The organism is Ulvibacterium sp. (assembly GCF_965228935.1).
Lineage (GTDB): Bacteria > Bacteroidota > Bacteroidia > Flavobacteriales > Flavobacteriaceae > Ulvibacterium.
On record NZ_OZ245846.1, the window covers coordinates 1,468,113 to 1,488,897 of the forward strand.

The window sequence follows — 20,785 nt, forward strand, 5'->3', positions numbered from 1 at the left end:
TACAAGGTTGGAAAACGATATTAGTACTATGTTTGCAACATTATTTCTTGCTATGGAAGACTATCTTATCGGTATAGGTAAGCGCATTAAGGAAATACGAAAAAATGGCAATAGCACCATAAGTGAGATTGCCCAAAAAGCGGGTGTTACCAGTGGGTTGATTTCCCGTATTGAAAACGGACGTACCATACCTTCCCTACCGGTGCTCTTAAAAATCATAAGTTCACTTGAAATTGAGGTAACCGATTTTTTCAAGGGGATGCCACAAACAAATGGGGCCGGGTATATCGTTTCCAGAAAAGAGGAAAACAGCATAATCGAAAAAGAAGATGATGCCCTGGGATTTACCTATACCTATATTTTTGGAAAACAGCTATCTTCCTTAGGTTTTGAAACGGTCCTGTTGCAAATAGAGCCTAATTCCAAAAGAGGAAAGGTTACCACGGATGCTTTTGAATTTAAATATGTTTTGTCCGGGGAATGTAATTACGTCATTGGAGAAGACGAGATTTGTCTTAGGGAAGGGGACTCCATTTTCTTTGATGGGCGAATTCCCCATGTTCCCGTGAATCGCGGAAATATTTCCACGACCATGTTGGTACTTTATTTTTTTATATGACCTAGTGCCTGTCCGGTTTAGTTTGAAGTCAGGATCTCTTCCAATTCTACCAACGAATCCAAAACATAGGTGGGCTCTGCGGAACTTAGCTGTTCCCTGGTGTGGGCACCTGTGGTCACTCCTATGGTCATACCACATCTAGCATTTTTTCCTTCTTGTATATCAATAATCGAGTCACCGGCCTTTAAGACTTTGGAAGGATTGTTGATTTGAAGAATATCCATGGCCTCAAAAATCATGTCAGGATTTGGCCTACCTCTTTTTACATCGTCCGCCGTAATCAATATATCATAATGAATCCCCATGGACCAATTCATTTTGTCCAAGAGCAATTGTGCGGTGCCTTTATCATAACCTGTGTTTAAGGCCACTTTAATATTTAGTTTTTTTAAGGTATCGAGTAAATCTTCAACCCCCTCATAAGTGGTCACGATCAGATCCTGATAGGCCTTTCCCAACATTTTTTTGAAATCCTTGAAAATCTCCTTCGCGGTTTCATCTTGATCATAACCTTCCTCGATCCGAAGAATATCCTTTATAGCCTGATGTTTTTCCTTTCCCGCTCCGTGTTCCAGAACAAAGTCCAAGGTTAGGAGGTATCCCTTTTTGTTAATGGCCTTTTGAAGTGTTTTATATACTACATTGTCCTCGTTTACTACCGTCCCCGCCATATCAAAAACGGCCAATTCTATCTTATGCATGCTTAAAATGAAATATTGAATTTATGTTTTCCTTAGCGAACCCTGCACTGCCGGTCATTCCTTTACCGCCTATTCCGGTTACAATGTGGATATTTTTGTCTATTGTCTTTTGATAAATATCGGAATTTTTGCATTGGGAATACCGTCCTGTCCAACGATTCTGAATTTCATAGGTAGGGAGATCCATTATTTTTTGGGCCTCGGTCAAAATAAAACGGTCTATGTCCATATTGATATCGAACCCAAGGTCGTCCATATGTTCCGCAGGGGCATACTCATGGGAATCCCCTAAAATTATCGAACCGTCGACAGCCTGTTTAAAAAGAATATGAACACCCCACTTTTTCTCCAATGAATCGGGATCCTCCTTGGCCTTGATCGCATCGAATGAAGGACATTCGGCAAATGCCTCATAACGTCTAATGGAAAGCCCCGTTAAGACAGAGCCTTTTAAACGATAGGTTCCTTGCGACTTGGTCTGCATCATTTGCAATTTTGAGACTTCCAAATCACTCTCATTGAACAGCAATGGATACAAGGTCTTGAAATCGCTGCCATTACAAATGATTACCTCCCCGGCTGAAAAAGTATCCCCTTTGGCGGTATGTACACTGACATAATCGACTAGGCTATGGCATTCGATTGCCTCGGTATTCTTGTAAAGTTCCAAACCGATGTCCACTAAATAGGCGTGTAAACGATTGATCATCAACCGGGGTTCAACGATTACCTCTTCGGGAAAGAACAGCCCGGCTTTTACATAATTTTCCCTTAGACGGGGATAGTCCCGCAAACATTCTTTCCGGGTCAATAACCGGGATGGATAGTCATTGTTTTTATTTATTTCGGAAAGCTCTTCAAGTAATTGTATTTCTTCTTCGTTGGAAGCCAGATAGACCGTACCCTCTTGCCGTACCGAAACATCAAATTTTGATTGGATTTCTCTATATATTTTGAGACTTTCCCTCCCATAAACTTGCCATTTACCGTTCATTCCGGAAGGTACCACTTGGCCAAAATTACGTACCGTAGCCCCTTGGGGAGTTGCATTTTTTTCAATGAGGGCCACCGCCAATCCTTTTTTTACGGCATGGTAAGCGTGAAATGTACCCAATACACCTCCGCCTATTACAATTAAATCATAAACGTTTCTCATAGTTCAACAATGGAGATTTTCTGTGGGGGATCATAAACCCCACTGTTGTATTTTCTCTTAAAGTAGGCCAAAGATAAAATCGATACCACAATACCTATGATGGCAACCACGTAAGTACCTTGTACAAAGAATTGCAACCAAGATACGTCCGTCTTTCCAAAATTCTTATAGAGTAACACCGCCACACTACCCAAATAACCAAAGGCATCGGCAATGTATATAAGAAAACCGGCATTGCCGTTTATACGAAAGGTAGCGATCATTCTATCAAAAAACAGGCAATTAAAAGGCACATAACAGGCATATAACCCTAACCCGACGCTTATCATCCAAAAAACGGGCCCAACCATATTGTTCTGATAAAGTAAGGTGGAAAGGCCAATGAATAAACTTCCACAGATAAGTAGATAGTGATAGGAAACAAAGGCCCGGTAATTTTTTTTAATAAGAACAAAGAGACCTATCAAAAGCAACACGAATACGGCTACCGGAATTTCGGACAAGGTATATATGGAGGCATTGCCCTGGAAACCTACGGAGTCCCAAATCTCACGGGAAAAATTATCGCGAAAATCGCGTAAAGCCGTTAGGCAGATATAGAAAAAGACCAAAATGACCAAAGGGAGAAAAAAATTTCGAACCGTTTTTATTCGGTCTTCCCTATTCATCGGTTTTCTTTCCTTTCTCAGCAATCTGTCCTCTGCATCGGGTTGGGGTACTTTTTCTAGAAGTATGGCAAAACCAAGGAAGGGAAGCATAAATATAAGTCCGGTCATTGCGGGCATCCAAAATTCGGAAACGCCAAAATACCGCATAACCAAAAGCCCGGCTGACTTTACGGCACCGCTGGAAACTATAAAACTGGAACATAGCGCTACTCCAAGAATTTCAGTAAACCTTCTCCCTTCCAGATATGAAAATACTACACCCCATATCATACCCAGCGATAAACCGTTTATGAACATAAAAACCGAATTGTAGGGATGGGGCAAGAGTCCGAACAAAATAAGGCTTAACTCTGCCATGACGATCATCCCGATGAGGTACCCAAACCTGCTTTTTACCCGTAGACCCGAAATTACTTTTATGCCAACAAACTTGGAAAGCATATACCCCAGCACCTGTAGAATGATTAGCATTATTTTGTAATTCACACCCCATAGAAAGTAATTTTCATAGGTCGCTACCGTAAATGGCTTTCGAAATGCATACATGCAAAAGTAAACCCCAAAAGAGGCGAACGCTCCCAAAAACAAAACGCGACTATCTTTTCTGCTAAACTTCAAAAACCTGGGATGAGTTTACAAATGGTAAATTTTTAAAGACAATATTCAATAAATTTTTACCATATGTAAATTTTTTAAGGTTAAGAAATGCTTATCAAGTATTTACGGAATTCTAAACTTGTTCCTGAAATGACACAAAATTCAACGAAGGAAGATTACCAAAGATGATTTTTAGGATTTCGTACATTTGGGCGTATCAAGGATTTAATTTAACATCAGATGAAAAATGTATTTGCTTTCACATGCTTTCTATTGATTATTGCGGCATGCAAGGAAACACCAAAAAGTACCGATGGGATGACCGATCAAAAACAGGTCGTGGAACCCTCATGGGAATCGGTTGTTTCCAAGGATGGTAGTAAACCGGTACAACGACATGAGGCGGCTTTTGTAAAGGTTGAAGACAAATTTTATCTGCTTGGAGGACGAGGTATACGGCCTGTAAGTGTTTACGATACACAAACCCAAACATGGTCCCAAGGTACGGAACCTCCCATAGAGATACATCATTTTCAACCGGTTGTCCATAACAACAAGATTTACATAGTGGGAGCATTGACCGGAGGATGGCCCAACGAAACACCAGTATCAAGCATTTACATATATGACCCCACAATCGATAGCTGGTCCAAGGGGGATGAAATTCCTTCGGAGCGCTTAAGAGGTTCCACAGGGAATGTAATTTACGATGGAAAAATATATGTCTCCTGCGGAATAAAGAACGGTCATATTGGGGATCATAAAAATTGGATGGACAGTTATAACCTGAATACTGGGGAATGGCAGGTTTTGGCCGATGCCCCGAGACCACGGGATCATTTTCAATCCGTTGAAGCCAACGGGAAGATTTATGCGCTGGCCGGAAGAAATACCGGCGCATCCGATGAACCCTTTGGAAGCACTTTAGGAAAAGTTGACGTATATGACATTGCCAGTAATAGTTGGACAACCCTCCCAAACGACATACCTACCCAACGTGCAGGCAACATGGCAATTTTACAGGGGGATGAGATTTTGGTATTGGGAGGAGAGTCCAGTACGCAGGAAAAGGCGCATGCCCATGTGGAAGCACTTGCTTTTGGCAGCAATACTTGGCGATCCCTACCCTCAATGCTAGAAGGGAGACATGGTACCGGGGTGCTGGAACATAACGGGAATTTGTACGTTGCCTCCGGTTGTGGAAATCGAGGTGGAGAACCCGAGTTGTACACCATGGAGAAATATACCAAGTAGAAAACCGACCAACATTCCCTATAAATGTTTCGGGTCGGTTAAAGGGAATTCACCCCTTAGCATTTGTATGGTATTCACCAAAGCCCGGATGTTATGATAACTGACTTTCCAATTATGGGCCTTTGCATCATATTTGGCTTCCGGATTCGTGTCCAATCCTTCATGGAACCACCCACCGTATACGTGGTCTATCATATGGGTAACTATGTGGTCCCATTGTTTTTCAAATAACTCCAAGTAGCGTGATTCATCCGGGAATAGCTTGGAAAACAACAACAGGGAATTAAGCCCTTCTGCCTGTGTCCACCATACTTTTGCCTCGTTTTCAATGGTATGCCTGCCCTCTTTATCCCAATAAACACCCTCGTAATAGAATCCTCCGGTCTGCGGGTCCCAACCCCATTCCAAGGCATGGTCCACCATTTTTTTTGCTTTTCTTAAGGTAACGGAATCTTTTTTTATACCCAGTATATGTGAGGCTTCCAACATGAGGAAGGCGGTCTCCACATCATGGCCAAAGGAAACATGATCCATCCACAAATTTTGCTTCCTATAGCTATCCGTGGAATCCCGTAACGATATCGGTTTCCAATCGCGTTCCAGGTACAGGCTAAGATGGCCTTTTGGGGTAGTAATGGTATCCCTCACCAGTCCCAACATTTCCTCCAGGCGTTTTTTCAATAAAGGATTTTGCCATACCTCGTACAGAGCGGTGAAACTCTCCAAAAGGTGAATGGAGGAGTTTTGATCTTTCCAATCCTTTCGAGTGAAATTGTCATAATCGGCATCATTTGTATCGACATCCAGGAACCAGGAGCCATTTGACTGAAGAACATCAAAATAGCCTTTATGTACGGGGTCGTGGGCATGTTCCTCTAACCATAAAAAGGTTCTTTTTGCCAAGTTTAGGGCAGCCGTATCCCGGGAAGCCTTGTAATATGTGGCGAGCCCATAGATGGCAAAAGAGTTGCCATAGGTGCTTTTGGTATTGGATAGGATTGTTAAAGAATCATTCTTTACATGTAATAGAGTATGGAACCCCCCATGATTGTTATCCCACATAGCATCCCTAAGGAAGCGGTATCCATGCGCGGCAATTTCTTCATACTTTTTATCCTGATAAAAAAGGGCCAGGGTAGAAGCAGTCCATACATGACGCGCCTGGCTTACCAGCATTTTGTTTTGCTTGCCTTCCTTTTCCCATTTGTAATTGAAATCGGGCCAAAACCCGCCATTGATGCTGTCCACAGTTTTTGGATACCAGGTTTGAACCAACGTATCCAGGGAAACCTCAATTTCAGATAATAGTCCTCTGTCCAGTACCGGTTTTGTCTTTTCCGTTCCACAAGAAACAAAGAGTACTATATGCAAAAATACTACTGGTTTTATACGTATAAGGTTATTGAAAATAAGTTTGGGCATCAGCTTCCTTCTAATAGATATAAAACTACTTATATTTCCTGAAAAATGGATGGTAATCAACGGAATAGAATCAATACGGCCCCTAGTGCGGTCAGTATCAGTATCATCTTTCTGTAAAAACTTTCCCGTATGATCTTTACCAAACGTATCCCAACGTATAAACCTATAAAAATCCCCGGTACCAATCTTAAATCTATACCTACGGATTCCCAGGTAATGGTTCCCCAGGACCATATATGAAAGGGAAGCTTAAACAAGTTGATAATCAGGAACAGCCAGGCAGCAGTGCCGATAAACTCGTTTTTGGGCAAACGCATGGCCAAGAAAAAGATGTTGGCAAAGGCTCCGGCCAAATTTCCGATCATAGTGGTAATACCGGCCATGACACCCATGAATCCGGCAAACGCCCAATGATCGGGAACCGTTTTGGACTTTCTACGATCCCACCAATACATCATTATGACGCTTCCCAAGATAATGAAGGCCATTCCTATCTTAAAGGTATCTTCATCCAAATCCTTACCAATAAGGACCCCGATAAGTACGCCGGCCATCATCCAAGGTAGGAAACGGACAATATATTTCCATTGGGTATGCCTATTGTAATAGATTACGGCAAAAATATCGCCCACAATCAGAAGGGGTACGATTAGACCCGTAGACTCCTTGGCACCAAAGGCCAAGGCCATGAATGTTACGATAATGATAGCGATTCCCTTGATACCGCTTTTGGAAACGCCGATGACAAAAGCAGCAATATATGCCAAGGTCCAGGAAGTAATCGGAATTTCAGATACTAGGGTTGGTAGCACTCAGGTAGTTTAACAGTGGAACCACAAAAGTATCCTAAAAAATAATATCTTTATCCATCAACCAAAACCAATCTATGGAACTCAGTACACTGGATTATAGTTTTATCATTGTTTTTTTCTCGATAGTCTTAGGAATTGGGATTTACGTTTCCAAAAAATCGGGAAAAAATTCTTCAGAGTATTTTTTATCGGGTAGGACCATGCCCTGGTGGTTGTTGGGCCTTTCCATGGTGGCCACTACCTTTTCCACGGATACGCCCAACTTGGTCACGGATCTGGTACGTACCAACGGCGTATCAGGCAATTGGGGCTGGTGGTGCTTTTTGCTTACCGGAATGCTTACCGTTTTTGTCTATGCCAAATTATGGAGAAAATCAGACGTTAAGACCGATCTTGAATTTTACGAACTACGGTACGGGGGTGCCCCCGCCCGTTTCCTAAGAAAATTTCGGGCTGTGTATTTGGGTGTTTTGTTCAATGTTATTACGATGTCCGCGGTAACCTTGGCCGCCATTAAGATCGGGGGAATTATGTTGGGGCTGGAACCTTGGGAGACCGTAATAGGTGCCGGTCTGATTACGGTGATTTTTAGTGCCCTCGGAGGATTTAAAGGCGTGGTCTATACCGATTTTTTATTGTTTTTCGTGGCAATGACAGGGGCTATAGGGGCCGCCTATTATTTGGTAAATATTCCGGAGGTTGGAGGAATACAGGCGATCATTGAAAGTGAAAATGTAAAGGACAAGCTTAATATTCTACCGGATTTAAGCGATACCAAGGCCGTAGTTACCATTTTGGTAATTCCATTGGCGGTACAGTGGTGGAGTTCTTGGTATCCCGGTGGTGAGCCCGGTGGTGGGGGCTATATAGCACAACGAATGTTGGCTGCAAAAAACGAGAACCATGCTATTGGTGCAACTTTTTTCTTCAATATCATGCACTATGCCCTACGTCCCTGGCCCTGGATTTTGGTCGCCTTGGCTTCCTTGGTGGTTTATCCTGATGTGGCCAGTATTTCGGAAGCTTTTCCTAATGTGCCGGCGGATAAGTTGGGGCACGATTTGGCCTATTCCGCCATGTTGACCAAACTGCCCAGCGGGTTATTGGGTGTTGTATTGGCATCCTTGATAGCCGCCTATATGAGTACCATCTCTACACAGTTGAACTGGGGATCATCCTATATGGTCTTTGACTTTTATAAGCAGCAGATAAATCCAAATGCTACTGAAAAGCAAATGGTGGCAGTAGGCCGACTTTCTACAGTGGTCTTGATGGTCTTGAGTGCCTTTTTGGCCTTGGCCATGCAAAATGCTATGGGGATTTTCAACCTTTTGTTATCGTTTGGTGCCGGTACTGGGTTAATCTTCATTCTCAGATGGTTTTGGTGGCGGATTAATTCGTGGAGTGAAATTTCGGCCATGTTCTCTTCCGGTATTTTGGCCATTTTATTGGAGACAACCTCATTGCGACCCATTTTGTTCGATGCAGAAACGGGAGTATTGCCGGAATGGGGGGAACTGCCATTTATTATGCTGGTAACTTCGGTAATTTGGTTGTCGGCCACCTATATGACCCAACCGGAATCGAAACAAGTGTTGCGGGATTTTTATAAAAAGATACAACCTGGAGGTCCTGGCTGGTCAAAAGTGGTCGAAGAGGCCCAAGAGGACGATGATGAGGTAGTCTCCGAAAACGAAAAGTGGAGTGTGCCCTCTGGCATATTGGCCATGCTATTGGGAGTTGCGCTGGTCTATTCCACAATGTTCGCCACCGGCTATTGGATCTATGGAAGGACCACTTTAGCATTGATTTTAACGGGTGTGGCCCTCATTTCCGGTGTTATGCTTATTAGGGCGTGGAACCGTATGAAGGACAATATACTCTAGTTTTACTATGAAGGACAGAATTATTTCAGTAGATATTTTTAGGGGATTGACCATAGTCCTTATGATTTTGGTAAATACCCCGGGAACATGGTCCGCCGTATATGCGCCTTTTCTACATGCGGATTGGCACGGTTATACACCCACGGATCTGGTATTCCCCTTCTTCCTTTTTATCGTCGGGACCTCCATTGTATTTGCCTATAAAAACAAGCCTGTTAACGCAAAGACCTATAAAAAGATTACCGTACGTGCTTTGAAGCTCATTGGCCTTGGGCTCTTTCTTGGAGCGTTTACCATTAGCTTTCCCTTTATAAAGGATTTTGCGGAAATTCGGTTTCCCGGTGTTTTACAGCGTATTGGAGTGGTATTCTTTTTTGCGGCGATTTTGTTTCTTAACGTTAAGTGGAAGACCCTTGTTGGCATATGCGCCTTTCTTTTGATCGGTTATTGGCTATTAATGGGCTTTGTGCCTGTAAATGGGGTGGAATCCACTTTTGAAAGGGCCCCGAATAATTTGGCCAATTATGTAGACCTAAACATTTTAGGGAGCCATATGTGGAAGGAAGACTATGACCCGGAAGGCCTATTGAGTACCATACCTGCGATTTGTAGTTCCTTGTTGGGCATCTTTACCGGATTGGTCTTAACATCAAAACAGCCCAAAAAAGCGACCCTTATGGTCGGTATAGGAGGTTCGTTACTGATACTTGGACATTTATGGGATTTGGTCTTCCCCATAAACAAGGCACTTTGGACCAGTAGTTTTGTATTGGTTACGGCAGGTTGGGCCAATATGTTCCTGGCATTGATCTACTATTTGACGGATGTAAAGGGGATAGAATTCGGAAGTATTTTTCGATATGCCGGTGCCAATGCCATTATCGTATACTTTTTGTCCAGTTTTATTACCAAGGTTTTTTATTCGATCAAAGTGGGCGAGGACACCTCACTTCACGGATGGCTCTTTGATACCATTTATGTCCATGATTTTATGTCCATGCAAATGTCCTCATTACTTTATGGGCTTTCGGTCGTGGCATTTTATTGCCTTCTGGCCTATGTTTTATATCAAAGGAAAATCTTTATTAAGGTGTAAACCTTAATCCTAGAGGCTGTTTTGAAATATGTCCGGTTTTTGCGTGTAACTTGGTTAATCCCGATAGCTATCGAGAGGACCATAGCTCTGGTTATGCTAGGCCGCCCTGCATCTCGCCCATTGCTCAAGCTATGGCGGGCCTTGGCCTTCCCCTAAATCTACGATCACCCAACCGTCATTCAAAACCTGATACTAGAACAGAGAAATCATATCTTATACACTGCCAGTTTTCTAATAATTGGGGAAGCAACGGAATTTGAAACCCGCAAACGCAAGCCGTTCACCTTTACGGTATCAAACTCTTGTATCCGTTTGTGGCCTATGCTTTCACCCTCGGCCAATACTTTCCATTCGCCATTTACCTTACCTTCAACTTTATATTCTCGTATACGCTCACCTTTGGCGATGTCTTCCATGATAACCACATGGTTCACCGCTGTGGGCGCAGCAAATTCCAAAACTACTTCGCTCCCCTCTCCCTCGGTTTCGGCCAAACTTGTTCCAAAGCGTCTTTTTATCTCATCCCCAAACACCTTAAGGGCCTTTACGTCTGCATCCGGCACTAATCCGCGGGTATCCACTACCATTCCTATTAACAAGTTGGTGTTCCGGCCCACGCTATGATAGTATTTATGAAGCATTTCCTCCTGCGAGTTTATCATATCATCCTGCCCTTCATGCCAGAACCAACCTCCTTGCCAAGCGGAGTTTTTTCGTAAAGGTGCATCGGCCTCTCCAGGGCACCAAATCGGGGCATCAGGATTACCATGCAATCCTTCTATGATAACGGCCCCATTCGCCTGGGTGGTACTATCTGCCGTGGCCCAACAAGGGTAAGCAGCCAATCCTTCCTCGTTGCCTACCCAACGTATCAAGTTTTTAGCCCCATAGGGGCCTTGGAACACGACCGCATCGGGCTGTTTTCTTTGTAGAATTGGCACAATGTCCGGTCCTCCCTTGGATTTGGGTAGTATACCTCCGTCAAACCATATCTCGAAAAGATCGCCATAGTTAGACCATAATTCCGTAAGCTGGGTTTCTACTACTTTGTTGTATTCCCTTTGCGCTATGCTGTCCCCGGTAATCACCAAACCTGGATTGTTTACTTTAAGATAGCCGTTTGCAACTGCGCTGGCATAAATACCTGGCTTCACGCCATATTTTTTGCAGGATGCCATAAAATCGGCCACAATATCACCTTTGCCATTTCTCCAAGGGGAACTTTTTACGCTGTAATCGTGAGCTTCGGTGGGCCATAGACTGAAGCCCGTACAGTGTTTGGCCACCAGTACGGCATAGTTGGCCCCGGCATCCTTGGCGGCCTTGATCCATTGGTCGGTATCGAGTTCTACGGGATTGAAAATTTTGGCATCCGGGTTATAGTCCCAATCTTCCCGCCACTTGTATTCGGGCTCATAGACATTGATATCAAAATGGATCAATACGCCAATTTCGGCGTCGGCCCATTCCAGTTGCCGTTTTGTGGGAAGTACGAGTTCCTTGGTTTTAATATTGTCATCGACACCGTTTTTTTTCTTTTTTGGATTGTGGCAATTTGCTGATATCAAAACGATTGCCATAAAAACTAAAATCCGTACATAGTACATAATCTCAAGTATTAAAACGTTAATAAAAAAATATTTATACTAGGGGGTATGGAATCATATCCTTGAAAACCGGCCAGGACATTTATTTCTGATCCTACACTCCTAATTAAGGGTTTCTAAATAGGAGTACCCGAAACCCTATCGTTTTGTGTTCCGTTATGCTGTATTTTATATCCTCTTTTATGTTCTGTGTCTTTGTCATTTTAAAAGCTCACCCGGATATTGCACAGGTTTCCCTGTAGCCTTGTCCATTGGCATTTGGGCATTGACACTTACCAAATAGTCGGACAATAGTGTCGCCAATTCATGCCCTTTATCCTTTTGGGCTTCAAAAAGACTACGGGTTTCACCGATGTCCTGTTCCAAATTAAAAAGTTCCATTTTCCCATCCACATGATGGTAGATCAGTTTCCACGGCCCTTTTCGTATGGAACTAAAGGGTTCATTGTCCGGAGAAATATTGGGACAATGCCAGTACAGCGGGCGGGAGTCGGGATTGGTCTTCTTCCCCTTTAACATGGGTACAAAACTGATTCCGTCCTTACTTTTTTTCATTTCGTCCCTTAGTCTGGCCATTTCCAAAAAAGTGGGAAAGATGTCCTCTATGAGCACATGGGCATCGTTGACACTTCCGGCTTTGGTTACCCCAGGCCATTGTACCAGAAGGGGTACACGGGAACCCCCCTCATAGGGGGTCTTCTTGAATCCCCTGAGGGGAAGGTTCCGAGGGGCCGGTTTGGGCGACCCGTTATCGGACATAAAGACGATGATGGTGGTATCCTCCACACCCAAACGCTTTAGATTTGCGCGTATATCCCCCAAGGATTTGTCCATCCCTTCTATCATGGCAGCGTAGGTGGCATCAAATTCGTTTAATCCTGCATCCCTATATTTCCGATAAAAATGCTCGTCCTTTTCCCAAGGGGCATGGATGGCATAATGGGACATATACAGATAGAAAGGTTTCCCCTCCCGAACCGCTTGATCAATGGCCTTATTGGCCTCTATGGTCAATGCCTCGGTCAAATACGTATCGGTGCCGTGGTATTTGTCCAGTCCCGGAACGTCCCAAACGGGCATGCCGCCACGCCATTGGGCACTGAAATTATATTTTCCCAGATAGCTGCCCGGTCCCCCGGCGGCATGCCCGGCGATATTGACATCGAATCCGAGATTGAGGGGATCCTCCCCCGAAGTATCTTTTGCCCCAAAATGCGCCTTTCCTACATGGATGGTCTTATACCCCGCTTTTTTCAATAGCTGTGGGAGGGTGCGGGAATAGATCGCCCTGTTTTGGCCTTTTTCCGCCGTCAATCCGTTCACGTTCCATTGGGGCGGAATTAGCTTGGCATGTTCCGTGTCGCGGGAATCATCCTTGAACAAGGTCCAATTGGTGACCCTGTGCCTTGCCGCATTCATTCCGGTCATAAGGCTCACTCGGGAAGGCGAACAAACCGCAGAAGCGTAGGCCTGGGGAAATTTCATCCCCTCCTTGGCCAATTGTTCCATGTTTGGGGTATGGTACCGCCTATTTAGAGGAGTCAATTCGGTATGGAAAGGTACCGAGGTGTCCTGCCAGCCCATATCGTCTACAAAGAAGAAGACAATGTTAGGGAGCGGGGCCGCATGAGCTTTGTTCTTTTTGACCTTTCCACAACCGAATACAATCAAACCGGTAAGAATCCACAAATACCCGTGCCTCATTTTCATCTGTTCAAATTTCATTGTTTTTAATCGGTCAGATGTAATTTGCCATTGAACGTCTGGGGGGTATCAAACGATGTTATGGCTTATTTCATATTGCCTTTAAATTTCCTGGATTCTACTCATTTGATTGTACTTGTTTCCTCGTCCAGAAATACATAGAGCATGACCCTATCTCCCCATTGGTTGTCCGGGTTGGACACTGTTGTCCGTATTCTCAGCTGATACGTATCTCCTTCCGTTCCGGCATGTTCCCCTATTGCTATGCCCTTTCCGTCCCCATTTTTTAAAAACGAAATATATGGGTTGCCTGTTCGCTTTAATCTATCATGGTCCACTCGGGTCGTTAGACGAAGACTGTCTTTATACGTTGCTTTTAACTTTCCATTTTTTAGCAGTTGGATTTCAGAGACGGAGATATCCCCATAGGTCAGGCCCGAATTGAAGGAATTGTGCTCGCGCGAAAACCTTAAACGGTATTCCTTGGGTTCTTTTGACAAAAATGGCGTGATATCGATGGTCAAGGATTCCTCTCTGGGAACATAGGCCAGGTCATCAAAAATAAAGCCCCCGAGCATGAAATCATCGGTAGGAGGCACCTCGTAATCCCCGAACTTCTTCCGTAATTTTTCCCTTGTGGAATACTTGGATAAACTTTTGTTTTCCAATAGATCGGATAGCTGCTTCTTGAGAATTTTCCTGGCGCTTTGTGTATCGGAAATGTCGTTGTTACCATAATAGGGTCTCAATTCCCGTGGATCATTCTTTAGGTCGTAAAGCCGCCCATCATAATAGAGTTTATATCTTTTCCCTCTTATATAAGCCGATAGGAGATGAAAAAAAGTTGAAAAAATATACGGCTTTTCGTCTCGAACCTTTTGTTTTAGAACAGGAAGTAAGGAGACTCCATCCATTTTGTCGCTAATCCCGCTGGTATTGTATCCGGCCAAATCCGCCAATGTCGGATAGAAGTCCGTAAAATCAACGAGATCGTCCACCTTTTGATGTGTACCATCATGTTTGATCAATAGTGGTACGTGCACCCCGTCATGGGTATGGGTACCCTTTCCCCCATAAATGGTTTTTCCATCCTCCATATGATGGGCCAAGGTCTTTGTGCCATTATCGGAAGTGTAAATGATGATGGTGTTGTCATAAACCCCCGTTTGTTTTAATTTTTGAATGACCCTGCCGATTAACTTATCCGAGTAGGCCACCATATCGTTAAAATTTTTCTGCCAATGGGTTGAACCGGGATCTTCACTATCCGGGGTAGGCTCAAAAGGGTTGTGGGCCAATGCCATGGGGTAATACAGAAAAAACGGCCGGTGTTTATTGTCTTCAATAAATTGTAATGCCCTTGTATTGAACCTATGCGGGGAATACTCTGCTACATAGGTCCCATTTTCTTCGAGCAAAGGACAGTCGTAGAAGAAACGCTCGAAGAATTCGTGGTAGGGCAGTTCATTGGAACCTGTGTTGGAAAGACTGAATTCGTCAAATCCCAATTCTTTTGCCGGCCTACTTATATGCCATTTTCCAAACGCACCCGTTCTATAGCCGGCATCCCTCATCATTTGCCCCAGTGCGGGAAATTCCAAATTAAACGAATCCCAGCTTGTATAATTTCTATAGTTGTATTGGCCAGTGATCAGTTTTACCCGGGAAGGCACGCAGAGGGGCTGTGCATCACAATTGGTGAATACGGTGCTTTTCCCGGCAAGCTTATCCAAATTTGGCGTACGATAATTGGTTGCACCATTGTAACTCAAGGTCTCATAGCCCATATCATCCGAAAGGATCAATACGATATTGGGTGGGGATGCCTTCTTGGCCGTTTGTCCCGATGTCCCTGTGAAAATCAAGATTATGGCTGCCAGAAGGGCTATTCTAATGTTTTTCACAATGCGTTCTTTTGTTCTACTCTTGAGTATGGATTCCTCCTTGTCAAGGATTCCCTTCGTACCGTTAAATGAATAGGAATGTCTTTTTCTTGTTAATCGTTTTCCCTCGTGTAGGTAAGTCAAGGTTAAAGGCGGCGACCTATTTGTTCGCCGCCTGCTTAAACTAACTCAACTAACAAAGAACTAACGTTTACTTAAGGGGAGGGTTACCAATTTGGATTTTGGGTCAAATCAGAATTTAAATTGACTTCCCTAAGCGGTAATGGAAAGAGATAATGCCGGCTAGGGTCAAAAGATCGGTTGGCTTCCGGCTCGGCAATTATAAATCCGTCAGTATCCAAAACAACATCCGTTCCTACAATCAACCCAGGGTATTCCTCGGCTTGAAACCGTGTTCCCAAAACCACCCGGGGCAACTCGGTCTCCGCAATTCTCCAGCGAATAATATCATTGTAACGGAATCCTTCGCCTGCCAGTTCCACCCTACGTTCCCTTCGTATTTCCTCTCGCATATTCAAATTGTTCCCAGTTACATGGGCATTGGTCAAGTTTATCATTCCTGCCCGGTCCCTGAGCTTGTTGATCGACACATTCAATTCGGCGTCCGTGATACTTTCGTTGAGCTCGTAAACGGCCTCTGCATAATTGAGCAATATTTCGGCATAGCGCATTATTATCGCATCGGTAAAAACAAAGACCACTTCGGTCGCAATGGGATCTCCGGGTTTCCTGGGCCAGTAACCGGTCCTTGAGCGGATGAGTTCTGGCAACATGGGCTGCCCTCCCTCAAAAGGGGTTCCGGGCTTCCATAGGACTGCCTCCATTCTGGGATCCCTATTTTCAAACTCGGAGGTAAGGGATGTGTATCCCTGGAACAAAGGAGATTGATCAATGGGCAATCCGTCCGTACACAAAAACGCATCGGCCAAATATTTGGTGGGATCTTGGATGGCATCTATGACATGCCCTCGACCTCTTGGTGAAAAAGTCGTCAATAATTCCTCATATACCACGGAGAGCATCACTTCCACATTATTCTCATTGGCCTCAAAGAAAATCTCATCGATATTGCCCGCGAACAAATCATATTCCCCCTCATTGATAACGGCCAATGCGGCATCCCTGGCAATGGTAAGCAGTGCATTGGCATCACTTCCGGAACTATGAAACTTGGCATGGGTACCTTCGTACAACGCTGCCCTACTTAAATAACCTAGGGCCATCCCGCGGGTTATCCTGCCCAATTCGTCCCCCGCCAATTCACTTTTGCTGGGGAGATTGTCCGCGGCAAACCGAAAATCTTCCACAACAGAATTGATTACCGTTGCCCTGGGATCCCTGGGAGGGGTAACCTCGGAGAAATCCAATGTTTGTAGCACGAGGGGCACGTCCCCGAACCGTTGTACCAAAGCAAAATGGGACATCCCCCTAAAAAAGCGGGCTTCTGCCTCATAGCGAAGCCTTACGCCGGCCTCCACTTCTGAAGTTTCCGATGCCTCGAGTAAAAAATTTGCCCCTCTGATTGTCGTATATGCACTAATCCAAAGGTTATCGGTATTAGGGACTTGATGATTGCCACTGCTTATGTCGTTGGATTCAAAGTAGTCAACAGAGCGGGTATCGTCTATACCATTAATACTTGAACTGTGTAAACTATCTATGGCAACATACAGGTTATTGGCGGCAAGTTCAAAATCACTTTCGGACTTGAAGAAATTGCCTAGGGAAAGGTCGGCAACAGGTTCTTTGTCCAATACATCGTCACAAGCTACATGCAAGAAAACCATCCCAACAAGTAGAACTATATATTCTTTTTTCATCGATTATTTTTTTAGCGTTAAAAGGTAAAGTTGAGTCCAAGGGAATAACTTCGATTCAAAGGATAAGACCTTCTTCCCGAAAAATCATCCACTTCCGGGTCGAACAAAAGGAAATCTGTCCTTTCCCATAAATTCTCCCCACTGAAGTACAATCTAAGCCTAGTCAATCCGATTTTCTCCAATACGGCAGTGGGAAAGGAATAACCCAGCTGCAGATTCTTTAAGCGGATATAGGAAGCATCTTGTAACCAGAAGTCTGAAGTCCTATAATTGAACCCTTGTGCCAGAGGCCTGGGAAACCGGGCATCCACATTTTCAGGGGTCCAATAGTCTATCAATTCGGCATAGGCCCAATTATCCCAAGGGTTTCTGAAAGGCCCTACGGCATTGGGATCCAAATAGTAGCTCCTTCTGCCCACGCCCTGAAAAAGCACCGCAAGGTCAAAACCGTTCCAATCCGCTCCCAAGGTAATGCCATAGACATACCGTGGATTTAAAGTTCCCAGATATTCGACATCACTGGGATTGTTGGAGACTTGGCCGTCTCCATCGATATCCACATACTCAATATCCCCTAAACCTTCGCGTTGGTCAAAACGTACCCCGCTATCAAATTGTTCCTGGATCCGGTATATGCCATTGGTCCTATATCCAAAAATGGAATTGGTCGGGAAGCCCTGAACAGGAATTATATTCTGAAAATTAGTAGGGACCAAGTTGGCGGATTCCTGGTCCAGGGATACGATTTCGTCCGTCTGATCGAACATATTGAACCCGATGTTGTAGTTTAGGCCAATACTTTCAATGGCATCCCTCCACACCAAGTTGATTTCCCATCCTTCCGTCCTTAGTTCCCCGTTATTCGTGGTGGGTACTTGAACACCAATTATGCTGGGCACCTCTATATCGATGAGCATATCCTTATTGTTCTTGATGAAGTAATTGAACTCCGCCTGGAGTTGATTTTTAAAGAATCCCAGTTCAATACCATAATTGACGGATTGTACCGTCTCCCAGGTCCTGTCCTGGGAGGCGAAGCTTACATTGGCAAATCTAGGGGCCTGTACACCATTGGGGAATATTTGGTTTCCTGTATTGTTGATGGTCGGGATATGATCGTAGAGACCTATGCCCGCCTGATTTCCTGTTTCCCCGTAAGACACTTTAAGCTTAAGATCCGAGAACACATTCTGTTTTTCCATAAAGGGCTCGTTGATAACCCGCCATGCGCCCAGAACGGAGGGAAAAAAGCCATAGCGGTTTTCGGACGAGAAACGGGAAGAACCGTCCCTACGAAAAGTGCCTTCCAAAATATACCTATCCTTGTAGTTGTAGTTGAGCCTGGCAAACTGGGAAAACAGGCCCCATTCACCTGGGATTTCCCTTATATCGTCATCTTCGGGGTCATACTGGTTGTTCTGGGCGGTACCGGGATCTCCCAAATTCAGGGCCGGCAGTTCGTTCCCTGAAATGTTATTTCTACTGCTGGTCCTATTTTCAAATGAGAATTCCTCCATGGAAATCCCCGCCAATGCCTCGATTTTATGGTTCCCAAATTGGGCGGTGTAACGGGCGATAAGTTGTGAGAGTTGAAAACGGGAATAATCATTGTCCAGTTCAACGCCATTGGGCTGGTTAAACCATCTTGGTACGCCGTTGGGATCGGCAATGGTGCCGTCCGTATTGTACTTGAAGTAACCCCTATTGAATTGTGTGCCCTTAAGGTGGCTAACGTTATAACCATAAATTCCCTCCAACGTCAGCCCCTTTGCTACGTTCCAATCGAGGCCAAAACGCCCCTCGAACCTGCTTGTAAGATCCTCATCAAAACCTGCCTGCTCCAGTAGTTGTAAGGTGTTTTGCTGAAATCGATACCGGGCATAATTTCCATTACTATCGTACAAGGGCTGATTTCTACCGGCCTGGAACACACTTTGGAGCACAGCGGGCTGCCTTGAACTTCGTAACCTATCCGTGTTGGTAAAACTCGTATTGGTCTTGAGCACCAATTTTTCCGGGATCAAATCAAAGGTAAGGTTGGCCCGTAAAGTATGTCTATCAAAATTGTCCGGCCCCCAGGCGGCAAAATAGCCATCCTGATCCAACCAGGTCCCGGAAACATTAAATGTATTTCTTTCGCCTCCACCGGAAACCTGTACCGTATGGGTCTGCTGAAAGCTGTTGTTGTAGAAGTGATCTACCCAATTGAAATCGCCGGTGAACCAATGGTCCCGGAATGTCCTTGCCACATCTATGACGTTGGGATTCCTAATGGCATCCAAGACCTCCTGCGGATATAGGGTGCCCCGATCCGCATTGGAGAAGGCCAGATTACCATAAATGGCCGCATCTATGGGAGCCATTTGCTCTGGGACTATAGTGGGCGTCCGGTTACTTACGTAGCCGTTGTAGGAGACTGTAACCCTTCCTTTCTTTCCTTTTTTGGTCGTAACAAGGATAACACCGTCTGCCGCCCTGGATCCGTAGATTGAGGCCGAGGCGCCATCCTTTAGGACCGAAATACTCTCTACATCGTCGGGGTGTACATTGTTCAGGTTTCCGGGTACCCCATCCACGATGACCAAGGCTCCATCGGTATTCAATGAGGATGCGCCCCGAATGGTAATAGTGGCTTCGGCACCAGGGGCACCGCCTGCTGGCTGTACTGTTACTCCGGGAATCTGACCTTGTAAGGCCTGCGAAACATCCGTTACGGGCCTGGACTGCAGAACATCTCCGCCTACCTGGCCCACCGCTCCGGCGGAGTTCACTTTCTCCTGTGTACCATAACCGACCACAATTACCTCGTCCAGGCCAGCTGCATCTTCTTTCATGGTAATTGTGAGGTCGGTCTTGCCTTCCACAGGTACATCCATGGTCAGGAATCCAAGGTAGGAAATGGTTAAAATGGCGTTTTCGTCCGCTACCTCAATGGAAAAGTTGCCATCAAAATCGGATTGGGCCCCGTTCGTGGTTCCTTTTTCAACAATGCTCGCCCCCGGTAAAGGAACGCCGGAAGCATCCATTACCCGACCTTTGACCTCTATGGGATCCTGGGTTATGGGTACCACGTTGGTTTGTTTTTTAAAATTGATATTCGGCATCAAATAGATTAAGCGGTCGGCAATGTCATAGTTGGTTGCTGTTCCCTCAAAGACCGCATCCAGTACTTTGGAAACCCGTTCCCGTTTTACCGATATGGATACCCTACGCTCCGTATCCACATCCTTGGTCTTGTACACAAAGCGGAATTCGGTTCTTTTTTCTATTTCATCAATAAGCCGTTCTATGGTAACACCCTGTAGTTCCAAGGATATTTTTGTGCGTTGCGCATAGGAGTTGTTGGCCTGTAGTACAAACAAGCTGGAAAACAGGAACAACACGCTCAGCTTCATTTTTAAGTCAAATTTGAGCTCGGGAAAGGAAAATCCCGAAGCAATAGGAAGTTTTTTCATAATTTTGAGTGTTCGTCAGTGGTTTTTGTTAAAGACCGCTGTCCTAAATCGGGAAATGTTGCTGCATTTTCCGATTTTTTTATG

14 protein-coding genes are annotated in these 20,785 nt (G+C 44.7%); 4 read left to right on the forward strand and 10 right to left on the reverse strand.

Going from position 1 to position 20,785, the window contains the following annotated elements; genetic code table 11:
- Nucleotides 1–52: 52 nt before the first annotated feature.
- Nucleotides 53–619, forward strand: coding sequence for a helix-turn-helix domain-containing protein (locus tag ACO06Y_RS05980; RefSeq protein WP_422084242.1), 567 nt, complete (start codon nt 53–55; stop codon nt 617–619).
- Nucleotides 620–636: 17 nt separating this feature from the next.
- Here the strand turns inward: ACO06Y_RS05980 and ACO06Y_RS05985 are convergent, their stop codons facing one another.
- The 3 genes from ACO06Y_RS05985 to ACO06Y_RS05995 are packed head-to-tail and all read right to left on the reverse strand — an operon-like array spanning nt 637 to nt 3,690.
- On the reverse strand, nt 637–1,320 hold the full coding sequence (locus ACO06Y_RS05985) for a phosphonatase-like hydrolase (protein WP_422082920.1): 684 nt from the start codon (nt 1,318–1,320) through the stop codon (nt 637–639).
- A complete protein-coding gene (locus tag ACO06Y_RS05990; RefSeq protein ID WP_422082921.1) occupies nt 1,313–2,476 on the reverse strand; it encodes a TIGR03364 family FAD-dependent oxidoreductase in 1,164 nt (387 codons plus the stop codon). The genes ACO06Y_RS05985 and ACO06Y_RS05990 overlap by 8 nt, the downstream gene beginning before the upstream one ends.
- The gene (locus ACO06Y_RS05995; RefSeq protein WP_422084243.1) at nt 2,473–3,690 is read right to left on the reverse strand and encodes a DUF5690 family protein; all 1,218 of its coding nucleotides are present in this window, start codon (nt 3,688–3,690) and stop codon (nt 2,473–2,475) included. Before ACO06Y_RS05995 ends, ACO06Y_RS05990 begins: the two co-directional genes overlap by 4 nt.
- A gap of 291 nt (nt 3,691–3,981) precedes the next feature.
- On the opposite strand from ACO06Y_RS05995, the gene ACO06Y_RS06000 reads away from it, so the two are divergent.
- A complete protein-coding gene (locus tag ACO06Y_RS06000) occupies nt 3,982–4,995 on the forward strand; it encodes a Kelch repeat-containing protein (protein ID WP_422082922.1) in 1,014 nt (337 codons plus the stop codon).
- Nucleotides 4,996–5,013: 18 nt separating this feature from the next.
- On the opposite strand, the gene ACO06Y_RS06005 is transcribed toward ACO06Y_RS06000, so the two are convergent.
- Nucleotides 5,014–6,366: an AGE family epimerase/isomerase gene (locus ACO06Y_RS06005; protein WP_422082923.1), complete on the reverse strand. Its 1,353-nt coding sequence runs from the start codon at nt 6,364–6,366 to the stop codon at nt 5,014–5,016.
- A gap of 107 nt (nt 6,367–6,473) precedes the next feature.
- Complete coding sequence (locus ACO06Y_RS06010) at nt 6,474–7,229, reverse strand: sulfite exporter TauE/SafE family protein (protein WP_422082924.1); 756 nt, start codon at nt 7,227–7,229, stop codon at nt 6,474–6,476.
- A gap of 74 nt (nt 7,230–7,303) precedes the next feature.
- On the opposite strand from ACO06Y_RS06010, the gene ACO06Y_RS06015 reads away from it, so the two are divergent.
- Both ACO06Y_RS06015 and ACO06Y_RS06020 read left to right on the forward strand, forming a co-directional pair.
- Complete coding sequence (locus ACO06Y_RS06015; RefSeq protein ID WP_422082925.1) at nt 7,304–9,115, forward strand: sodium:solute symporter family protein; 1,812 nt, start codon at nt 7,304–7,306, stop codon at nt 9,113–9,115.
- Nucleotides 9,116–9,122: 7 nt separating this feature from the next.
- A complete protein-coding gene (locus ACO06Y_RS06020) occupies nt 9,123–10,211 on the forward strand; it encodes an acyltransferase family protein (RefSeq protein WP_422082926.1) in 1,089 nt (362 codons plus the stop codon).
- Nucleotides 10,212–10,417: 206 nt separating this feature from the next.
- Here the strand turns inward: ACO06Y_RS06020 and ACO06Y_RS06025 are convergent, their stop codons facing one another.
- The 5 genes from ACO06Y_RS06025 to ACO06Y_RS06045 all read right to left on the reverse strand — a co-directional run bounded on the left by ACO06Y_RS06025 (nt 10,418) and on the right by ACO06Y_RS06045 (nt 20,701).
- Entirely contained in the window at nt 10,418–11,818 is a 1,401-nt protein-coding gene (locus tag ACO06Y_RS06025) for an alpha-L-fucosidase (RefSeq protein ID WP_422082927.1), read from the reverse strand.
- A gap of 198 nt (nt 11,819–12,016) precedes the next feature.
- Nucleotides 12,017–13,528 (reverse strand): sulfatase, encoded by a 1,512-nt coding sequence (locus tag ACO06Y_RS06030; protein ID WP_422082928.1) that lies wholly within the window; start codon nt 13,526–13,528, stop codon nt 12,017–12,019.
- Between the two features lie 116 nt (nt 13,529–13,644).
- Entirely contained in the window at nt 13,645–15,426 is a 1,782-nt protein-coding gene (locus ACO06Y_RS06035) for a sulfatase-like hydrolase/transferase (protein ID WP_422082930.1), read from the reverse strand.
- 206 nt (nt 15,427–15,632) lie between these two features.
- A complete protein-coding gene (locus tag ACO06Y_RS06040; protein ID WP_422082931.1) occupies nt 15,633–17,246 on the reverse strand; it encodes a RagB/SusD family nutrient uptake outer membrane protein in 1,614 nt (537 codons plus the stop codon).
- A gap of 17 nt (nt 17,247–17,263) precedes the next feature.
- Nucleotides 17,264–20,701, reverse strand: a complete 3,438-nt coding sequence (locus tag ACO06Y_RS06045; RefSeq protein WP_422082932.1) for a TonB-dependent receptor — start codon at nt 20,699–20,701, stop codon at nt 17,264–17,266.
- Nucleotides 20,702–20,785 lie beyond the last annotated feature (84 nt).

Excerpts from the sequence above, each read along its gene's own strand:
- ACO06Y_RS06020 (WP_422082926.1), top strand. The coding sequence starts at position 9,123 with ATGAAGGACAGAATTATTTCAGTAGATATTTTTAGGGGATTGACCATA.
- ACO06Y_RS05980 (WP_422084242.1), top strand. The coding sequence starts at position 53 with ATGGAAGACTATCTTATCGGTATAGGTAAGCGCATTAAGGAAATACGA.
- ACO06Y_RS05995 (WP_422084243.1), bottom strand. The coding sequence starts at position 3,690 with ATGTATGCATTTCGAAAGCCATTTACGGTAGCGACCTATGAAAATTAC.
- ACO06Y_RS06025 (WP_422082927.1), bottom strand. The coding sequence starts at position 11,818 with ATGTACTATGTACGGATTTTAGTTTTTATGGCAATCGTTTTGATATCA.
- ACO06Y_RS06030 (WP_422082928.1), bottom strand. The coding sequence starts at position 13,528 with ATGAAAATGAGGCACGGGTATTTGTGGATTCTTACCGGTTTGATTGTA.
- ACO06Y_RS05985 (WP_422082920.1), bottom strand. The coding sequence starts at position 1,320 with ATGCATAAGATAGAATTGGCCGTTTTTGATATGGCGGGGACGGTAGTA.
- ACO06Y_RS06015 (WP_422082925.1), top strand. The coding sequence starts at position 7,304 with ATGGAACTCAGTACACTGGATTATAGTTTTATCATTGTTTTTTTCTCG.
- ACO06Y_RS05990 (WP_422082921.1), bottom strand. The coding sequence starts at position 2,476 with ATGAGAAACGTTTATGATTTAATTGTAATAGGCGGAGGTGTATTGGGT.
- ACO06Y_RS06040 (WP_422082931.1), bottom strand. The coding sequence starts at position 17,246 with ATGAAAAAAGAATATATAGTTCTACTTGTTGGGATGGTTTTCTTGCAT.
- ACO06Y_RS06000 (WP_422082922.1), top strand. The coding sequence starts at position 3,982 with ATGAAAAATGTATTTGCTTTCACATGCTTTCTATTGATTATTGCGGCA.
- ACO06Y_RS06045 (WP_422082932.1), bottom strand. The coding sequence starts at position 20,701 with ATGAAAAAACTTCCTATTGCTTCGGGATTTTCCTTTCCCGAGCTCAAA.